Origin of the sequence: Rathayibacter sp. PhB127, from assembly GCF_003751665.1 — a bacterium.
Classification (GTDB): Bacteria; Actinomycetota; Actinomycetes; order Actinomycetales; family Microbacteriaceae; genus Rathayibacter; species Rathayibacter festucae.
In genome coordinates this window covers 62824-79729 of the sequence record NZ_RKHW01000004.1, presented here as the reverse complement: position 1 = coordinate 79729, position 16906 = coordinate 62824, and the positions used below count along the sequence as shown (strand labels likewise).

Below are 16906 nucleotides of genomic sequence, written 5' to 3'. Positions count from 1 at the left end.
CGGAGGACGCCGTGGAGGGAGTGCTCACCGGGTTCGCGATCATCGGGACGGTCATCGCGGTCGGCTACCTGATCGCCCGGTTCGGCCTGGTGCCGCCCGAGGGCCGCGCCGTCCTCACCCGCATCGCCTTCTTCGTCACCACGCCGGCGCTGCTGTTCACGGTGCTCGCCCGCGCCGACGTCTCGGTGCTGTTCTCCTCATTCCTCCTGGTGTCGCTGATCACGGTCGCGATCGTGGCGGTCCTCTATCTGGTCGCGTCGCGGCTGTTCTTCCGCCGGCCGGTGCCGGAGACGGTGATCGGCACCGCCGCCTCCTCCTACGTGAACGCCAACAACATCGGCCTGCCGGTCGCGATCTACGTGCTCGGCGACCCGCAGTGGGTCGCGCCGACGCTGCTCCTCCAGCTGCTGCTGCTCGCGCCGACGATCCTCACGGTGCTCGACGTGTCGACGAGCGGGCGCGCCTCAGTCACCGGCATCCTCACCCAGCCGCTGCGGAACCCGATGATCATCGCCTCGGCGCTCGGCCTGGTCGTCTCGGTCACCGGGGTGCAGCTGCCGGCACCGCTGCTCGAGCCGTTCTCGATCATCGGCAACGCCTCGATCCCGCTGGTGCTGATGGCGTTCGGGATGTCGCTGCGCGGGCAGCGGCCGCTGGAGCCGGGGCCCGGGCGGATCGAGGTCGCCGTCGCCTCGCTGCTCAAGACCCTGGTGATGCCCGCGACCGCCTATCTGCTCGGCCGCTTCGCCTTCGCGCTCGACGCCGAGCACCTCTTCGCGGTGACCGTGACGGCGGCGCTGCCGACCGCGCAGAACATCTTCAACTTCGCCTCCCGCTACGACCGCGGCGTCGCCGTGGCGCGCGACACGGCCCTGGTGACCACCGTCACGGCGGTGCCCGTGCTCATCGCCGTGTCCCTCCTCCTGGGTTGACGACGGCGCGGATCGACCGCCGTCCGCGGGCGGGCGTCGCTTAGGCTCTCTCGAATGAGCACCACGACGACCTCCTCTCGCCGCGCCTCCGGCACCCCTCGCCGCAGCCGACGGGGCCTCTGGATCACCCTGACCGTCCTGCTGGTCCTCGTGATCGGCGCGGTCGTCGCCGCGTTCCTCGCGGTGCAGACCTACGAGAAGGCGATGACGGTGCGCGCCAAGCTCACCTCCGCCATCCCGCTGGTCTCCCAGGTCGCCGACCAGCTCACCGGCTTCGACACGGCGGGCGCGGAGTCGACCGCCGGCCAGATCGCCACGCTCACCGGCGAGGCGCGCGACGAGACCGACGACCCGGTGTGGCGGGTGATGGAGATCGTGCCCTTCCTCGGCCCGAACCTCTCCGCCGTGCGCGCCGCGACCGAGATCGCCGACGACGTCTCGGGCAAGATCGTCACCCCGCTCTCCTCCACCTCGCTCGACGTCCTCAAGCCGGTCGACGGCAAGGTCGACATCGCCGCTATCACCGCGCTCTCCGACAAGATCACCGTCGCGAAGGGCGTCGTCGACGAGGCGCAGGCCCGCGTCGAGGGGATCGACCGGGGCGCGCTCGTGCCGCAGGTCGCCTCCGCGCTCGACGCGTTCGCCCCGCAGCTCGAGACGGCGACCAGCGCGATGGACCAGGTCCAGCCGATCACCGCGATCCTCCCCGACGCCCTCGGCGCCAGCGGACCGCGCAGCTATCTCGTGCTCTTCCAGAACCTCGCGGAGGCGCAGGCCCTGGGCGGCGGCGCCTCCTCGGTGATGCAGCTGAACGTCGACGGCGGAGCGATCACGGTCGGCACGCAGCAGTCGAGCCAGGACTTCCGCGGGCTGCAGTCGGTCACGGTCGACCAGAGTGCGCTGGACACCTTCGGCGGCAACCTCGCGACCACGTTCAACGTGTCCACCAGCCGCCCCGACTTCCCGACCGCGTCCTCGATCGCAACGCAGTTCTGGGCGCAGAAGTTCCCGGAGCAGAAGATCGACGGCGTGCTCGCGATCGATCCCATGGCGCTGCAGTACCTGCTCGCCTCGACCGGGCCGGTGACGCTCTCCGACGGCACCGAGCTGACCAGCGAGAACACCGTCTCGACGCTGCTCAACAAGGTCTACTTCCGCTACTCGGACGCGACCGTCGCCGACGCGACCGACGCGTTCTTCTCCGAGGCCAGCGCCACCGTCCTCGGCAAGATCCTCGGCGGCGACATGGAGCCGTCGAAGATGCTCCCCGCCGTGGTGAAGGCCGTCGGCGAGAGCCGGATCCTCGCCTACAGCACCGACCCGGACGAGCAGGCGCTGCTCGCGCCGACCCCGATCGCGGGCGTCCTGCCGACGGACAACGACGACACCTCGACCACCGGCGTGTTCTTCCAGGACGCGTCGATCGGCTCGAAGATGGACTACTACCTCGACACCGCGGTGACTCAGTCGAGCACGAACCGCTGCGCCGCCGGCGGCACCAGCTTCTCCACCCAGGTGACGCTGACCAACACCATCACGGAGAAGGTCGCGCGCACGCTGCCCAAGTACGTGGCGGCGAACGGCGGGAACCGCTTCCCGCTCGGCGACTTCGTCACCAACGTCTACGTCTACGGCCCTCCCGGCACGACGACCTCGCAGGCGCAGGCGTCCTGGTCCGACCCGCTCGGCGGCGCGGCCAGTGTCCTCGAGCCTTCCGAGGACCTCGGGCGTCCGGTCGCGCGCGTGGCGGTCCAGCTCGCTCCCGGCGAGTCGACGACGGTGACGGTCGGCTTCACCGCCGCGGACGCCGCCGCGACCTTCGGCGAGCAGGCCGTCCGGGTCACGCCGATGATCAACAAGACCGAGGTGACGCTCGCGGACGACCCGACCTGCGCCGGCTGAGAGCGGGGCGGCCGGTGGACGGCCGCCCCGCTCACGCCAGCGCGGAGCCGGGGATCGAGCTGGTGACGAGCCAGGACGCGAGGAACGCGGTGCCGACGCAGAGCACGAAGGCGACGATCGGGATCCAGAACACCCGGCGGCCGACGAGGTAGCGGATGATCGTCACGCCCACGGCGATCAGCGTCAGGATCGGCGGGCCGATCAGGGCGAGCGAGACGCCCCAGTCGATCCGGTCGTAGTCGCAGGCGATGTTCTGCCCCTCGCACTGGCCGGGGAAGACGGCGAGGATCGCGGCGAGGTAGCCGAGCACCACGCAGAGCAGCCCGAGCGCGAGGCAGCCGAGGATCGAGAGCACCAGGTCCCAGCGGCGGCGCAGCGGCTTCCCGGCGGCGAAGGTCTCGCGGACCGAGCGGTACGCCTCGGTGCGGAACTCGTCGTGGGCCCGCGCCACGGCCGGCCGGCTCGCGGCGGCGCGCTGGGCGGTGGAGGGGCGCTGGGCAGCGGACGGTTGCTGGCCGGCGCGGGCGCGCTTCTTCTTCGAGGAGGCCACGGTCAGAAGATCATCGGGCGGTCGTCGTCGAGCGAGGTGTCGAGGTCGAGGTCGACGACCACGGGGACGTGATCGCTCGGGGCGTCGCCCTTGCGCTCGTTCCGGTGGATCGAGGCGCCCGTCACCAGGTCGCCGAAGGCGCGCGAGCCGAGCACGAAGTCGATCCGCAGCCCCTCGTTGCGCGGGAAGCGCAGCTGCTTGTAGTCCCAGTAGGTGTAGCCCTCGGGCACGAGCGGGCGCACGACGTCGTGCAGGCCGGCGGCGGTGAAGGCCTCGAAGGCCGCGCGCTCCTCGGGGGAGACGTGGGTGGATCCGGGGCCGAGCGTCGGGTCGCCGACGTCGCTGTCGAGCGGGGCGACGTTCCAGTCGCCGACCAGGGCGAGCGGCAGGTCGGGCTCGGCCGCGAGCCAGGCGCGGGTGCTCGCCTCGAGGGCCGCGAACCACTCGAGCTTGTAGTGCCAGTGCGGGTCGCCGACCGCGCGGCCGTTGGGGACGTAGAGGCTCCAGACCCGCACGCCGTCGACCGTCGCGCCGATCGCGCGGGCCTCGAGCGGGAAGGAGCCGTCCGCCGCGGGCTCCTTGGCGAAGCCGGGCATCCCGGGGAAGCCGACCTGGACGTCCTCCATCGGCAGGCGGGAGGCGATGCCGACGCCGTTCCACTGGCTGAGGCCGACCATCTCGACGTGGTAGCCCGCCTGGGCGAAGGCCTCGTGCGGGAACTGCTCCGGCTTGCACTTGAGCTCCTGCATGGCGAGCACGTCGACGTCCTCGCGCACGAGCCAGTCGACGACGCGGCCGGTGCGGGCCCGGATGGAGTTCACGTTCCAGGTGGCGATGCGCATTCCGGAAGTCTAGGAGCCGCCGCCGACAGCTTCCCCGCACGGGGGCCGGGCGCGCGGTCTCCTCCTGCCGACCGATTGCGGAACCGGTGTCGGTGGTCGATGGTTGTCTTGCGCCGTCCCTGAAGCGGCCGCTCCTCCGCGCCGCTCGGCCCGAGCCCCGAAGGTCCGGCCGTCCCCGTGCTCGGCCGATCCGCCTCTCGCGGACCCGGCCGCCCTCTCCCACCCCGCCTCGACCGGAGGACCCATGATCCTGCTCCGTCTCGCGTCCTCGTACGCGAAGCCCTACTCCCGGTCGATCGCGGCGGTCGTGGTGCTCCAGCTGATCGCGACCCTCGCGGCGCTCTACCTGCCGAGCCTCAACGCCGAGATCATCGACCAGGGCATCGGCCAGGGGGACACCGACTTCATCTGGGCCACCGGCATGACGATGCTCATGGTCTGCCTGGTCCAGGTCGCCGCGGCGATCGGCGGCGTCTACTTCGGTGCGCGCACCGCGATGGCCGTCGGCCGCGACCTGCGCCGCGACGTCTACCGCCGGGTCGACTCGCTGAGCGGGCTCGAGGTCGGCCGCTTCGGCACCGCCACCCTGATCACCCGCGGCACGAACGACGTGCAGCAGGTGCAGATGCTCGTGCTGATGACGCTCAACTTCATGGTCTCGACGCCGATCATGTGCATCGGCGGGATCGTCTTCGCCCTGCGCGAGGACGCCGGGCTCTCCTGGCTGGTCTGGGTCTCGGTGCCCGTGCTCTTCGTCGTCGTCGGCGTCCTGGTCTTCCTGCTGCTGCCGCTGTTCCGCCTGATGCAGGACCGCATCGACGGGATCAACGGGGTGCTGCGCGAGCAGATCACCGGCATCCGCGTGGTCCGCGCCTTCGTCCGCGAGCCCTTCGAGTCGGAGCGCTACCGCCGCTCGAACGAGGCGATCACCGAGGTGTCGATCAAGGTCGGCAACATCTTCGTGCTGATGTTCCCGGCGATCATGATGATCCTGCACCTCGCCACGGCCGCCGTGCTCTGGTTCGGCGGGCACCGGGTCGACGCGGGTCAGATGCAGATCGGCTCGCTGACCGCGTTCCTCCAGTACCTGCTGCAGATCCTCACCGCCGTGATGATGGGCGTCTTCATGGTGATGATGATCCCGCGCGCCGTGGTCTGCTCCGAGCGCATCCAGGAGGTCCTCGACACTCGGACCAGCCTCACCACGCCGACCGGCGGCGTCGAGGCGCCGACCGTCGGCCGCGTCGAGTTCTCCGGCGTGGTCTTCGGCTACCCCGGCGCCGAGCGCCCCGTGCTCTCGCAGCTCGACCTCGTCGCCGAGCCCGGCCGGACGACCGCGATCGTCGGCTCGACCGGCGCGGGCAAGACGACCCTGCTCGGCCTCGTGCCGCGGCTGTTCGACCCGCAGGAGGGCTCGGTCGCCATCGACGGCGTGCCCGTCTCCTCGCTCGACCGCGCGCAGCTCGCGAAGGTCGTCGGGCTCGTCCCGCAGCGGCCGTACCTGTTCTCGGGCACGATCGCCTCCAACCTCCGCTTCGGCCGGCCCGACGCGACCGACGCGGAGCTCTGGGAGGCGCTGCGCATCGCCCAGGGCGAGGACTTCGTCCGGGCGAAGGAGCGCGGGCTCGACGAGCCGGTCTCGCAGGGCGGCACCAACGTCTCCGGCGGGCAGCGGCAGCGGCTCTGCATCGCGCGGGCACTCGTCGCGAAGCCGCGCGTCTACCTCTTCGACGACTCGTTCTCGGCGCTGGACGTCGCGACCGACGCGCGCCTGCGCGAGTCCCTCGCCGAGGCGACCACCGACGCGACCGTGATCATCGTCGCCCAGCGCGTGTCGACGATCCGGAACGCCGACCAGATCGTCGTGCTCGACGCGGGCCGCATCGTCGGCCGCGGCACGCACGACGAGCTCGTCGAGACGAACGCGACCTACCGCGAGATCGTCGAATCCCAGCTGAGCGTGGAAGGGGTGGCCTGAGATGGCACGCGCACGCGACACCGAGACCCAGGCGGCGCCGGTCGCCGAGACCTCCGAGCTCGAGCCCGAGTTCGAGCCCGGCGAGGGTGACGGCGGCATGTTCGGCGACGGCCCGCCCGCCCGGAAGGCGCAGAACTTCTGGCCCTCCGCCAAGCGGCTGTTCAGCCTGCTCGGGCCCGAGCGCGCCCGGATGATACTCGTCGTCGCGCTCGTGTCCGCGTCGGTCGTGCTCACCGTCATCGCGCCGAAGATCCTCGGCCAGGCGATGGACACCATCTTCAACGGCGTGATCGGCTCGCAGCTGCCAGCCGGCGTCCCGCTCGAGCAGATCATCGCGCAGCAGCGGGCCGAGGGCAACGGCACCTTCGCCGACATGCTCTCCAAGACCGCGATCGTGCCCGGCGAGGGCATCGACTTCACCGTGCTCGGGCGACTGATCATCATCGTGCTGCTGATGTACGTCGTCGCGTCGGTGCTGATGTGGGCCCAGGGCTACATCCTCAACGGCCTCGTGATGCGGGTCGTCTTCGGCCTGCGCCAGGACATCGAGGCGAAGATCAACCGCCTCCCGCTGCGCTACTTCGACACCCGGCAGCGCGGCGACGTGATGTCGAGGGTGACCAACGACGTGGACAACATCCAGACGGCGCTGCAGCAGGCGTTCTCGCAGCTCGTCCAGTCGGTGCTCACCATCATCGGCATCGCCGTGATGATGTTCATCGTCTCCTGGCAGCTCGCGCTGATCGCCCTGGTCTCGATCCCGCTGTCCGCCGTGATCGCCGGCGTCATCGGCGCCCGCTCGCAGAAGCTCTTCGCCGCGCAGTGGAAGAACACCGGCGCGCTGAACGGCCACATCGAGGAGACCTTCTCCGGCCTCGAGATCGTGCGCACCTTCGGCCGCGACCGCGAGATGCTCGAGGAGTTCGACCGCCGGAACGACGCGCTGTACTCGGCCTCGTTCGGCGCCCAGTTCGTCTCGGGCATGATCATGCCGGCGATGACCTTCGTGTCCTACCTCTCCTACGTGCTGATCGCGGTGGTCGGCGGGCTGCGGGTCGCCTCGGGCCAGCTGACCCTCGGCGACGCGACCGCGTTCATCCAGTACTCGCGTGAGTTCACCCAGCCGGTGACCCAGCTCGCGAGCATGGCGAACATGCTGCAGTCGGGCGTCGCCTCGGCCGAGCGCACCTTCGAGCTGCTCGACGCCGACGAGCAGGAGCCGGAGACGGCGATCGACTCGCTGCCCGAGCGCACCGACGGCCACGTCGAGTTCCAGGACGTCTCCTTCTCCTACGACCCGGAGCAGCCGCTGATCGAGGGGCTGACCTTCTCGGCCCAGCCGGGCCAGACGGTCGCGATCGTCGGTCCGACCGGCGCCGGCAAGACCACGCTGGTCAACCTGGTGATGCGCTTCTACGAGCTCACCGGCGGGCGGATCCTGCTCGACGGCGTCGACATCACCCGGATCGGCCGCGGCGACCTGCGCTCGCGAGTCGGCATGGTGCTCCAGGACGCGTGGCTGTTTCAGGGCACGATCCGCGAGAACATCCGCTACGGCCGCCTCGACGCGACCGACGAGGAGATCGTCGACGCCGCGCGGGCGACGATGGTCGACCGCTTCGTGCAGCAGCTCCCCGACGGCTACGACACGGTGCTCGACGCCGAGGGCGGCAGCGTCTCGGCCGGTGAGCGCCAGCTGATCACGATCGCCCGCGCGTTCCTCGCCAATCCGTCGCTGCTGATCCTCGACGAGGCGACCTCCTCGGTCGACACCCGCACCGAGCTGCTCGTCCAGCACGCGATGGCGGCGCTTCGGACCGACCGCACCTCGTTCGTCATCGCGCACCGCCTCTCCACGATCCGGGACGCCGACACGATCCTGGTGATGGAGGCCGGCCGCATCGTCGAGCAGGGTGCTCACGAGGCGCTGCTCCAGCGCCGCGGCGCGTACTACGACCTGTACATGACCCAGTTCCGCGGGGGAGCCGAGGAGGGACAGGGCGAGAAGGCCGGTGCGACGCGCGCGGGCGGGGCCGAGTCCGCGCCGTAGGCGTGCCCCGTAGAGTAGGCGCGTGACCGACGCACGCCAGCAGCTCATCGAGTACATCGGCTCCGACGCCGTCTTCCACGGGGACTTCACCCTGACGAGCGGCAAGAAGGCGAGCTACTACGTCGACCTGCGGCGCGTCAGCCTCGACCACCGGGTCGCCCCGCTCATCGGCGACGTGATGCTCGACCTGATCGCCCCGATCGAGCGCGTCGACGCCGTCGGCGGTCTGACCATGGGCGCCGACCCGATCGCGTCCGCGATCCTGCACCGCGGCGTCCTCCGCGGACTCGAGTACGACGCCTTCGTCGTGCGCAAGGCGCCCAAGGACCACGGCCGCGGCCGCCAGGTCGAGGGCCCGGACCTCGCCGGCAAGCGCGTCGTCGTCGTCGAGGACACCTCCACCACCGGCGGCTCCCCGCTCGCCGCGATCGAGGCCCTGCTGAAGGTCGGCGCCGAGATCGCCGGAGTCGCCGTCGTCGTCGACCGCGCGACCGGGGCCCGCGAGATCATCGAGGGCGCCGGCTACCCCTACTTCGCCGCGATCGGGCTGGCCGACCTCGGGCTGAGCTGATGGTGGACGACGACGGCCGCGAGCGCGGCGACCAGCCCGACGGCGGGCGTGACGAGCAGCCCGAGCGCCGCGCCGGCGGCAGCGAGTGGCTCCTCGAGCAGCTGAGCGGCGGGCGCCTGAAGAGCATCTTCGACGCCCCGCGTACCCCTGCGCCCGAGGCGGCGCCCGCGACTGAGGCCGCGCCCGCCGAGGAGGAGCAGCCCGCGGGGACGCAGGACTCGACCGAGGCCGAGCAGGCCGCCGAGGCGGAGCGCCCCCTCGACGCCGAGCGCTCCGTCGAGGCCGAGCAGGCCGCCGTCGAGCAGTCGGTGGACGTCGAGCGCCGCGCCGGGTCCGAACCGCCCGTCGGCACAGAGCAGGCCGAGCCGCTCGACGAGACCGTGCCGCTCGACGAGACCGACCGGGCCGACCGGCCTGAGCAGGCCGGCGAGACCGAGCAGGTCGCAGCTGCCGAGCGTCCCGTCGACGCCGAGCAGGCCGAGCAGTCCGTCGAGGACGAGCGTCCCGTCGAGGACGAGCGTCCCGTCGAGGACGAGCAGCGCGTCGATACCGAGCAGCAGGCCGATGTCGATCAGCCGGTCGATGCCGTCCGACCCGTCGAGCCCGAGCCCGGCTCCGCTCCCGAGACCGTCGTCCGGCCGGACCCCGCGCCGGCACCGCTGAGCACGGAAGCGGGGCTCACGGAGGACGACGCTCAGCCCGTGGAGCCCGCGTCCGATCCCGAGGCCGCCGCCTCCGCGCGCCGCGACATCTGGGCCGCCTTCACCGCTCCCCGGTCGCGGCCCGCAGCGGACGACTCGACCAGCTCGGAGTCCGCTCCCGAGCGACCGGTCACGCCCTCGCCGCGCTTCCCGCTCGGCCCGGTGCTCCCGCAGTCGCCGGCCGCCCCGGGCCCCGTCGCGGCTCCCGCGCCGGAGTCGCCCGTCGCGCCGGTCGCGCCCGCGCCCGTCCTGCCCGCGACACCGCCGATCGACGATCTGCCGACCGCGCCCCCGGCGCTTCGCGAGCGAGGGCGCCGCTCCGAGGCGCGCCGCGACCGACCCGAGGGTGCGACCGAGCCCGAGCCGCGCGAGCCCGCGGCGCCCACCGTGTACCAGTGGCCCGACCCCCGCGGCGGCTGGGACGCACCGCCGGTGTGGGAGGACGTCGTCGCCCCGCGCGACGAGCCCGAGGACGACGGCGGCGACGAGGAGCTCTGGCGCGAGACCGCCGGTGCCTACGCCTGGAACCTCGAGCCGGACGACGACGGCACTGCCTCCGGAGAGCCGACCGCCGAGCCGACCACCGGCGCCGAGGGGGCGTCCGGCGAGGACGAGCCCGCCGCCCCGGCCGTCGCGCCGTTCAGCACTCCTGCCCGCGCGCACGTCAACGCCGCCAAGCGCTCGACCCGCAAGCCCCGCAGCGAGAGGCCCCGCGCCGAGAAGCCCCGTGGCGAGAGGCCCCGTGCCGAGAAGCCCGCGACGTCACCGGCCCCCGCTCCCGTCCCCTCCGTCACGAGCGTCGGCGCACCCGGTCCCGACCGCGCCCGCAGCCGTCGGCGCCTGCTGATCGGCCTGATCGCCGTCGGCGTCGTGCTCCTGCTCGGCGCGATCCTCGCCATCGGGATCGCCGTCGGCTCGAACGGCGATCAGGAGGCGGCGCCGGCCCCGGCCGCGACGACCGCCGCTCCGTCCGAGCCGAGTGCGACGCCCACCAGCGCGCCCACCGCAGCCCTGCCCACCGTCGGCCCGCTGCCGGCCGGCAGCTACGCCTGGACCGCGTTGCTGGGCGGCGAGTGCCTGCAGCCGTTCGACACGGTCTGGGCCGAGCAGTTCACAGTCGTCGACTGCGCGACCGCCCACACCGGCGAGATGGTCGCGACCGGTGAGCTGACCGACGCGATCTTCCCGGGCCAGGACGCGCTCGCCGTCTCGGTCTCCTCGCTCTGCCAGGCGCAGGGCGTCGTCGACATCGCCGGTGCCGAGGCGTACGGCGACGTGCAGGTGTCCGCCTCCTTCCCGGTGACCCAGGAGCAGTGGGACGCCGGCGAGCGCAGCTACTACTGCTTCGTCGACCGCGCCGGCGGCGGCGACATGCTCGGCTCGGTCGACGGCACCCCGTCGGCCTAGGCCGGGCGGCGCGAGACGTGGACGAGGCCGGGCCCTCCGCCTCCCCCGAGGCGACGACGAACGGCGTGGGGCCGTGGGTCGGTCCGCGTCCCGACGACGACCGCCTCGACCCCGAGCTGCTCGAGCGCGGCGACTCCCGCAACGTGATCGACCGCTTCCGCTACTGGCGGATGGACGCGATCGTCGCCGAGCTCGACGCGACGCGGCACCCCTTCCACGTCGCCATCGAAAACTGGCAGCACGACATGAACATCGGCTCGATCGTGCGCAGCGCCAATGCGTTCGGCGCCGAGAGCGTGCACATCGTCGGGCGCCGGCGCTGGAACAAGCGCGGCGCGATGGTCACCGACCGCTACCAGCACGTGCAGCACCACGAGACCGTCGCCGACCTCGCCCGCTGGGCCGAGGCGGAGGACGTGCCCCTGCTCGCGGTCGACAACGTGCCCGGCTGCGTGCCGATCGAGACGTTCGCGCTGCCGGAGCGCTGCGTGCTGCTGTTCGGGCAGGAGGGGCCGGGCCTCTCGGAGGAGGCGATCGCCGCGTCCGTCGCCGTGCTCGAGATCTCGCAGTTCGGCTCGACCCGCTCGATCAACGCCTCGGCCGCCGCCGCCGTGGCGATGCACGCCTGGATCCTCCAGCACGTCCGCTTCTGAGCGGCCGGGCGCTCTTGCCCCTCCCTCTCCCACTCTCCAAAAGTTGCGGTACTCGCGCACGACTCCCGCAACTTTGGAGGAGTCGGAGTGAGGTCCGTCGGCTGGTCGGCCGCGAGTACGCAGAAGTTGCGGTACTCGCGCGCCGTTGCCGCAACTTTCGAGGAGTCAGAGCGTGGTCTGCTGGTGCGCGGCGGGTACGCGGAAATCGCGGTACTCACGACCGACCACTGCGACTTCCGAGGAGTGGGAGCGCGGCCGCCGGCCGACCCCGCCCGAGTACGCAGTAGTTGCGGTAGTCGCGCGCCGCTACCGCAACTACTGAGGAGTGGGAGTGCCGTCTCCCGGGTGGTCCGCGGCGGGTCCGCAGAAGTTGCGGTACTCGCGTGCGACTACCGCAACTTCTGGAGTGTGGGCAGGTCGGGTGGGAGGAGCGACGGTGCGGGGCGGCTCGTCAGAGGATCTGGTCGTCCGGGGGGAACTCGGTCTCGTACGGGTCGGTCGAGAGCAGCTCGTGCACGCCGGTCAGCACCTCGTCGGGGCGGAACGGGTAGCGGTCCATCTCGGCGCGGTCGCTGATGCCGGTGAGGACGAGGACGGTGTGCAGGCCGGCCTCGATGCCGGCGACGATGTCGGTGTCCATCCGGTCGCCGATCATGCCGGTGTTCTCGCTGTGCGCGCCGATCTTGTTCATCGCGGAGCGGAACATCATCGGGTTCGGCTTGCCGACCACGTACGGGTCCTTGCCGGTTGCCTTCGTGATCAGGGCGGCGATCGCGCCCGTCGCGGGCATGACGCCCTCGGCGCTCGGGCCGGTCGCGTCGGGGTTCGTCACGATGAAGCGGGCACCCCCGACGATCAGGCGGATCGCCTTCGTGATCGCCTCGAAGCTGTAGTTGCGGGTCTCGCCGACGACGACGTAGTCCGGCGCGGTCTCGGTCATGATGAAGCCCGCCTCGTGCAGGGCCGTGGTGATGCCGGCCTCGCCGATCACGAAGGCGCTGCCACCCGGCATCTGCGAGGCGCAGAAGTCGGCGGTCGCGAGGGCGCTCGTCCAGATCCGCTCCTCGGGCACGTGCAGCCCCGACGCCCGCAGCCGGGCCGCGAGATCGCGCGGGGTGAAGATCGAGTTGTTCGTGAGCACCAGGAACGGGGTGCCCGCGTCCGTCCACTCCTGGATGAGCTCGGGCGCGCCGGGGAGCGCCTGGTTCTCGTGCACCAGCACGCCGTCCATGTCCGTGAGCCAGGCCTCGACCTCGCTGCGCTTCGTCGCCATGGGGTCGATGCTATCGGCGCAGCCCGGACGGGGGAGTCGACGGGCTGCCCCGGAGCGGCACAGCGGGAGCGGGTTACCCTGAGGGCATGAATGGCGAGAACCTGCTGGGCCCCGAACCGACCCTCCTCCCGGACGAGCCCGCGATCACCGCGGCCCTCGCCAAGCACGCGAACCCGGGAGCCGTCGAGTTCGCCGCGCTCGCGGCCGCCCACCCGCGCTCGCCGCTGGCCTGGGCCCTCCTCGCGGACAGCGTCTGGGGGATCGACGCCGCGCTGCCGTCCTACGCCTACGCGCGCGTCGGCTACCACCGCGGCCTCGATCTGCTCCGCACCGCCGGCTGGCGCGGCCAGGGCCCCATTCCGTGGCGCCACGGCCCCAACCGCGGCTTCCTTCTGGCCCTCTACGCGCTCCGCCGCGCCGCCGAGTCGATCGGCGAGACCGACGAGGTCGCCCGTCTCACCGGCTTCCTCGAGCAGGCCGACCCCGCCGCGATCCCCGAGATCGAGCGCTACCACGAGGACGCGCTGCCCCCTACGGCAGCGATCGTCATCTTGGGCGCGGACTGATCGCCGCCCGGCCGCGGCGCTCGCGGCGTTGTCGTCGGTCGCCGTAGCTCCGCTACGCCTCCCTCCTCCGCCTTGCGATCACCGCGACCGGACGACGATCAGGCTGAGGCGGTGCAGGGTTGCCACCCCCGCCGCCTGCTGGTCGAGTAGCCCCGGAGGGGCGTATTGAGACCCGCCGTCGTTCGGTGGGTGGATCTCGATACGCCCTCTGCGAGGGCTACTCGATCAGCATGAGAGGGACCCGCTCCGCGGGCGGATCGATCAGCAGGTGGGCGCCCGCTCTGCGGGCTCCTCGGGCGGGACGCTCGGTCAGCGAGACGAGCCGGCGTCCGTAGGCGCGGCGCGGCGGCGGAGGAGCAGGACCGTCGCGAGGGTCAGCAGGGCGCCGAGGGCGGCCGAGGCGGCGGTGACCAGGAACGCGGACTGCGGGCCGAGGGCCTCGACGGCGAGGCCGCTCAGGGTGGAGCCGGCGGTGGCGCCGAGGGCGATGCCGGTCGGCGGCCAGGCGAGGGCCTCGGTAAGGCGGCTGCGCGGGGCGATCGACTCGACGAGGCTCGAGCCGGTGATCAGCAGCGGCGACGTCGCGAGGCCGGCGACGAACGCCAGCGCGATCAGCGCGGGCAGCGAGCCGGCCAGCACGACCACCGGCACGACCACTCCGAAGACCGCGCCCGCCACCAGGAACCTCGAGCGCGGACCGCCGGGCAGGCGCGCGGCGCCGACCACGACGCCGGTCAGCACGCTGCCGATGCTGTACGCCGAGAGCAGCAGCCCCGAGGCGGCTCCCGCCCCGGACGCCTCCGCGGTCGCGATCGCCGCGACGTTGAACGAGCCGAAGACCCCGCCGATGGTCGCGAAGACCGCCACGATGCCGACGAGGCCGAGCGGCAGCCGCTCCCGCGCCGGCGACGCGGCCGAGCGCACCGGAGCGAGCGTCGGCTGCGTCCCCGTCTGCACGAGCAGTGCGACGCCGCCGGCCACGCCGATCCCGAGTCCGACCAGGACGCCGGCCGCCGGGTGCACGAGCGAGGCCAGCAGGGTGACGATCGGCGGCGCGACCACGAAGGCCGCCTCGTCCGCCACCGACTCGACCGAGTACGCGGTGTGCCGCAGCCTCGGGTCCGACGTCGCGGCACTCCAGCGCGAGCGGACGGCCGAGCCGACGTCGAGGACGGCCGCCCCGGCGAGGATCCCGAGCGCGAACCAGGTCCAGACGGGAGCGCCCAGCAGCACGGCGGCGACGAGCCCGAGCGAGGCGGCGACGAGGACCGGGAGCGACAGGGCGAGCGCCCGCCGCTGCCCCCAGCGGTCCATCACCCGCGACCAGAGCGGCCCGGTCACGGCGAGGGCGAGGGTCAGCGCGCCGGAGACCGCGCCGCCGAGCGCGTAGCTGCCGGACTGCGCCGACACGAGGACGAGCACCCCGATCGCGAGGCTGCCCTTGGGGAAGCGGCCGAGCCAGCCGGCCGAGGAGAAGGCCAGCGACCCCGGGAGGGCGAACGCCCGCGCGTACCTCCCGGTCGCACGGCTCAGAGCGGAGGTCGAGGTGGTCGTGGGGTCTGGCATGGTCGGATCCGATTCCGGTCGTTCCGACGGCGGAGACTGCTCCACTGGCTGGACGGACGACAGGACGAGCCTACGTGGGCGGCACCTCTGCGGGCATGATGGACGCGTGGACACCGCCGCGCTCGAGTCCTTCCTCGCCGACCTGCCGGGCGCAGGCGCGAGCTTCCCCTTCGGCCCGGAGACGCGGGTGTGGAAGGTCGAGGGCAAGGTCTTCGCGCTCGAGAGCGAGCGGTTCGGCCGGCCCGTCGTCAGCGTCAAGGCGCTGCCCGAGAACGTCGTGCATCTCGTCGCGGGCGTCGACGGCATCGAGCCCGGCTACCACCTCAACAAGAAGCACTGGGTGACGGTCGACGCGGGCGGCCGGGTCGAGGAGGGCCTCGTCCAGGAGCTGCTCGCGGAGTCGCACGCGATCATCGTCGCGAAGCTGCCGCGCCGCCTCCGCCTCGCCCTCGACGGCACCGCCACCGGCTCCCTCAGCGAGGACGCCTGACCCGAGCCCGGCCCTCCCCGCGAGATGCCACTTGTGACGGACTTTCGCGGCGTGTCGCGCTCACAAGTGGCATCTCGCGGGGCGCGACGGGGCGCGCAGAGACCTAGAGGCCGTAAGAGCGGAGGTACGCCGCGGTGTCGTGCCAGCCCTCGACGGCGAAGGTCTCGACGCCCATCGCCTTGACGGGGTAGTCGTTGCCGTCGGGGTCGAGGCGGTCGCCGACGAAGATCATCTCGTCGAGGGGGATGCCGGTGAGCTCGGTGAGCTTGTTCATCCCGTAGGCCTTGTCGATGCCCTTGCGGGTGATGTCGACCGAGGTGGAGCCGCCGGAGCGGACCTCGAGGTCGGGCAGCACGGCCTGGACGGCCTCGCGGAGGGTGTTCTTCTTCTCGCCGGTCGGGTCCCAGGCCTGCTTCACCGGCACGGGGGCGGCCTGGCCGAGCGCGGAGAAGGTGATCTGCGAGTCGCGGTCCTCGAGGATCGGGCCCCAGGTCTCGGACTCCCAGTAGCCGAGCTCCTTGGCCTTCTCCTCGACGGCGGCGAGCGCGCGCGACTTCTCGTCCTCGGTGAGGTTCTCGGCGTAGATCTGCGCCCAGTCGCCGTTCTCGTAGCGGTAGTACTGCGTGCCGCAGGTGGGCATCAGGTGCAGCTTCGCCAGCACGGCGGGGTCGGCGCCCTCGAGGCGGTCGAGCACCTGCATCCGGAACTGGCCGATCTGGCCGCCGGAGATGATGCACACCTCGGTCGCCTGCAGCAGCTTGACGAAGAGGTCGGCCATCACCGGGTCCACGGGGGACTTCGAGGCGGCGAGGGTGTCGTCGAGGTCGAAGGCCATCAGGCGGGGCAGGGTGCTCATGGAACTCGTTTCACGGTCTGCGGACAGGGCGGTAGGGACGGGGTGGCGCGGCGCGCGCGGTATCGAGGATACGGGGCGGCACACCGGGAGCGCGGGAACCGCGGGCGCAGACTGGAGCGATGAGCCTCCCGCGCACGATCGCCCGCGTCCTCCTGGGCCTCGTGCTCGTGTTCGCGGGGACGGGGCACCTGACCTTCGCGCGGCAGTCCTTCCAGGCGCAGGTTCCGCCGTGGCTGCCGTTCGATGCGGACTTCGTCGTCCTGGCATCCGGTGTCGTCGAGATCGCGCTCGGGCTCGCGCTCCTGCTGCTGCGGCGTCGGCGGGTGCTGGTGGGGATCGTGGTCGCCGCGTTCTTCGTCGCGGTGTTCCCCGGCAACGTCTCGCAGCTCATCACCCGGACCCCGGCCTTCGGTCTCGAGACCGACGCGGCGCGGGCGATCCGGCTGGTCTTCCAGCCGCTGCTCGTGCTCTGGGCGCTGTGGTCCACGGGCGTGCTCGCGGCCTGGAACGCGAGACGGCGCCGCCCTCGGGAGTGAGGGCGGCGCCGTCCGGTCGTGCGGGTGGTGCGG

Annotated in this window: 15 protein-coding genes; 10 read left to right on the top strand and 5 right to left on the bottom strand. The window is 72.3% G+C overall.

The window, feature by feature from the left end; genetic code table 11:
• The first annotated feature begins 11 nt into the window (after positions 1 to 11).
• On the top strand, positions 12 to 932 hold the full coding sequence (locus tag EDF22_RS16855) for an AEC family transporter (RefSeq protein ID WP_123447139.1): 921 nt from the start codon (positions 12 to 14) through the stop codon (positions 930 to 932).
• A gap of 54 nt (positions 933 to 986) precedes the next feature.
• On the top strand, positions 987 to 2834 hold the full coding sequence (locus EDF22_RS16850) for a DUF4012 domain-containing protein (protein WP_123706019.1): 1848 nt from the start codon (positions 987 to 989) through the stop codon (positions 2832 to 2834).
• 31 nt (positions 2835 to 2865) lie between these two features.
• Here the strand turns inward: EDF22_RS16850 and EDF22_RS16845 are convergent, their stop codons facing one another.
• Both EDF22_RS16845 and EDF22_RS16840 read right to left on the bottom strand, forming a co-directional pair.
• The gene (locus EDF22_RS16845) at positions 2866 to 3384 is read right to left on the bottom strand and encodes a DUF6264 family protein (protein ID WP_123706018.1); all 519 of its coding nucleotides are present in this window, start codon (positions 3382 to 3384) and stop codon (positions 2866 to 2868) included.
• 2 nt (positions 3385 to 3386) lie between these two features.
• Complete coding sequence (locus EDF22_RS16840) at positions 3387 to 4226, bottom strand: exodeoxyribonuclease III (protein WP_123706017.1); 840 nt, start codon at positions 4224 to 4226, stop codon at positions 3387 to 3389.
• Positions 4227 to 4470: 244 nt separating this feature from the next.
• On the opposite strand from EDF22_RS16840, the gene EDF22_RS16835 reads away from it, so the two are divergent.
• Genes EDF22_RS16835 through EDF22_RS16815 form a run of 5 tightly spaced genes read left to right on the top strand, consistent with a single transcriptional unit; the run spans position 4471 to position 11586 of the window.
• Entirely contained in the window at positions 4471 to 6204 is a 1734-nt protein-coding gene (locus tag EDF22_RS16835; RefSeq protein WP_123706016.1) for an ABC transporter ATP-binding protein, read from the top strand.
• Between the two features lies 1 nt (position 6205).
• Positions 6206 to 8254 carry an ABC transporter ATP-binding protein gene (locus EDF22_RS16830; protein ID WP_123706015.1) on the top strand — a complete coding sequence of 683 codons (2049 nt, stop codon included), beginning with the start codon at positions 6206 to 6208 and terminating at the stop codon, positions 8252 to 8254.
• A 22-nt stretch (positions 8255 to 8276) separates the two neighbouring features.
• A complete protein-coding gene (gene pyrE / locus EDF22_RS16825) occupies positions 8277 to 8825 on the top strand; it encodes an orotate phosphoribosyltransferase (protein WP_123447133.1) in 549 nt (182 codons plus the stop codon).
• Entirely contained in the window at positions 8825 to 10933 is a 2109-nt protein-coding gene (locus EDF22_RS16820) for a septum formation family protein (protein WP_148059221.1), read from the top strand. Before pyrE ends, EDF22_RS16820 begins: the two co-directional genes overlap by 1 nt.
• Before the next feature lie 17 nt (positions 10934 to 10950).
• Positions 10951 to 11586, top strand: coding sequence for a TrmH family RNA methyltransferase (locus tag EDF22_RS16815; protein ID WP_123447132.1), 636 nt, complete (start codon positions 10951 to 10953; stop codon positions 11584 to 11586).
• A 451-nt stretch (positions 11587 to 12037) separates the two neighbouring features.
• On the opposite strand, the gene EDF22_RS16810 is transcribed toward EDF22_RS16815, so the two are convergent.
• Entirely contained in the window at positions 12038 to 12859 is an 822-nt protein-coding gene (locus EDF22_RS16810) for an HAD-IIA family hydrolase (RefSeq protein WP_123447131.1), read from the bottom strand.
• Between the two features lie 86 nt (positions 12860 to 12945).
• On the opposite strand from EDF22_RS16810, the gene EDF22_RS16805 reads away from it, so the two are divergent.
• A complete protein-coding gene (locus tag EDF22_RS16805) occupies positions 12946 to 13425 on the top strand; it encodes a DUF3151 domain-containing protein (protein WP_123706013.1) in 480 nt (159 codons plus the stop codon).
• Positions 13426 to 13734: 309 nt separating this feature from the next.
• On the opposite strand, the gene EDF22_RS16800 is transcribed toward EDF22_RS16805, so the two are convergent.
• Positions 13735 to 14991: an MFS transporter gene (locus EDF22_RS16800; RefSeq protein ID WP_123706012.1), complete on the bottom strand. Its 1257-nt coding sequence runs from the start codon at positions 14989 to 14991 to the stop codon at positions 13735 to 13737.
• Positions 14992 to 15097: 106 nt separating this feature from the next.
• Between EDF22_RS16800 and EDF22_RS16795 the strand changes: the two genes are divergently transcribed.
• Positions 15098 to 15481 (top strand): MmcQ/YjbR family DNA-binding protein, encoded by a 384-nt coding sequence (locus EDF22_RS16795; RefSeq protein ID WP_221180964.1) that lies wholly within the window; start codon positions 15098 to 15100, stop codon positions 15479 to 15481.
• Between the two features lie 103 nt (positions 15482 to 15584).
• Here EDF22_RS16795 and EDF22_RS16790 read toward each other — a convergent pair whose 3' ends face one another.
• The gene (locus EDF22_RS16790; protein ID WP_123706010.1) at positions 15585 to 16337 is read right to left on the bottom strand and encodes an HAD-IIB family hydrolase; all 753 of its coding nucleotides are present in this window, start codon (positions 16335 to 16337) and stop codon (positions 15585 to 15587) included.
• A 119-nt stretch (positions 16338 to 16456) separates the two neighbouring features.
• On the opposite strand from EDF22_RS16790, the gene EDF22_RS16785 reads away from it, so the two are divergent.
• Positions 16457 to 16873, top strand: coding sequence for a DoxX family membrane protein (locus tag EDF22_RS16785; protein ID WP_123706009.1), 417 nt, complete (start codon positions 16457 to 16459; stop codon positions 16871 to 16873).
• Positions 16874 to 16906: the final 33 nt, after the last annotated feature.

What these genes read in the sequence shown, in the direction of transcription:
- EDF22_RS16820 (WP_148059221.1), top strand. Translation starts at nt 8,825, where the DNA reads ATGGTGGACGACGACGGCCGCGAGCGCGGCGACCAGCCCGACGGCGGG.
- EDF22_RS16790 (WP_123706010.1), bottom strand. Translation starts at nt 16,337, where the DNA reads ATGAGCACCCTGCCCCGCCTGATGGCCTTCGACCTCGACGACACCCTC.
- EDF22_RS16850 (WP_123706019.1), top strand. Translation starts at nt 987, where the DNA reads ATGAGCACCACGACGACCTCCTCTCGCCGCGCCTCCGGCACCCCTCGC.
- EDF22_RS16840 (WP_123706017.1), bottom strand. Translation starts at nt 4,226, where the DNA reads ATGCGCATCGCCACCTGGAACGTGAACTCCATCCGGGCCCGCACCGGC.
- EDF22_RS16800 (WP_123706012.1), bottom strand. Translation starts at nt 14,991, where the DNA reads ATGCCAGACCCCACGACCACCTCGACCTCCGCTCTGAGCCGTGCGACC.
- EDF22_RS16810 (WP_123447131.1), bottom strand. Translation starts at nt 12,859, where the DNA reads ATGGCGACGAAGCGCAGCGAGGTCGAGGCCTGGCTCACGGACATGGAC.
- EDF22_RS16830 (WP_123706015.1), top strand. Translation starts at nt 6,206, where the DNA reads ATGGCACGCGCACGCGACACCGAGACCCAGGCGGCGCCGGTCGCCGAG.
- EDF22_RS16835 (WP_123706016.1), top strand. Translation starts at nt 4,471, where the DNA reads ATGATCCTGCTCCGTCTCGCGTCCTCGTACGCGAAGCCCTACTCCCGG.
- EDF22_RS16805 (WP_123706013.1), top strand. Translation starts at nt 12,946, where the DNA reads ATGAATGGCGAGAACCTGCTGGGCCCCGAACCGACCCTCCTCCCGGAC.
- EDF22_RS16785 (WP_123706009.1), top strand. Translation starts at nt 16,457, where the DNA reads ATGAGCCTCCCGCGCACGATCGCCCGCGTCCTCCTGGGCCTCGTGCTC.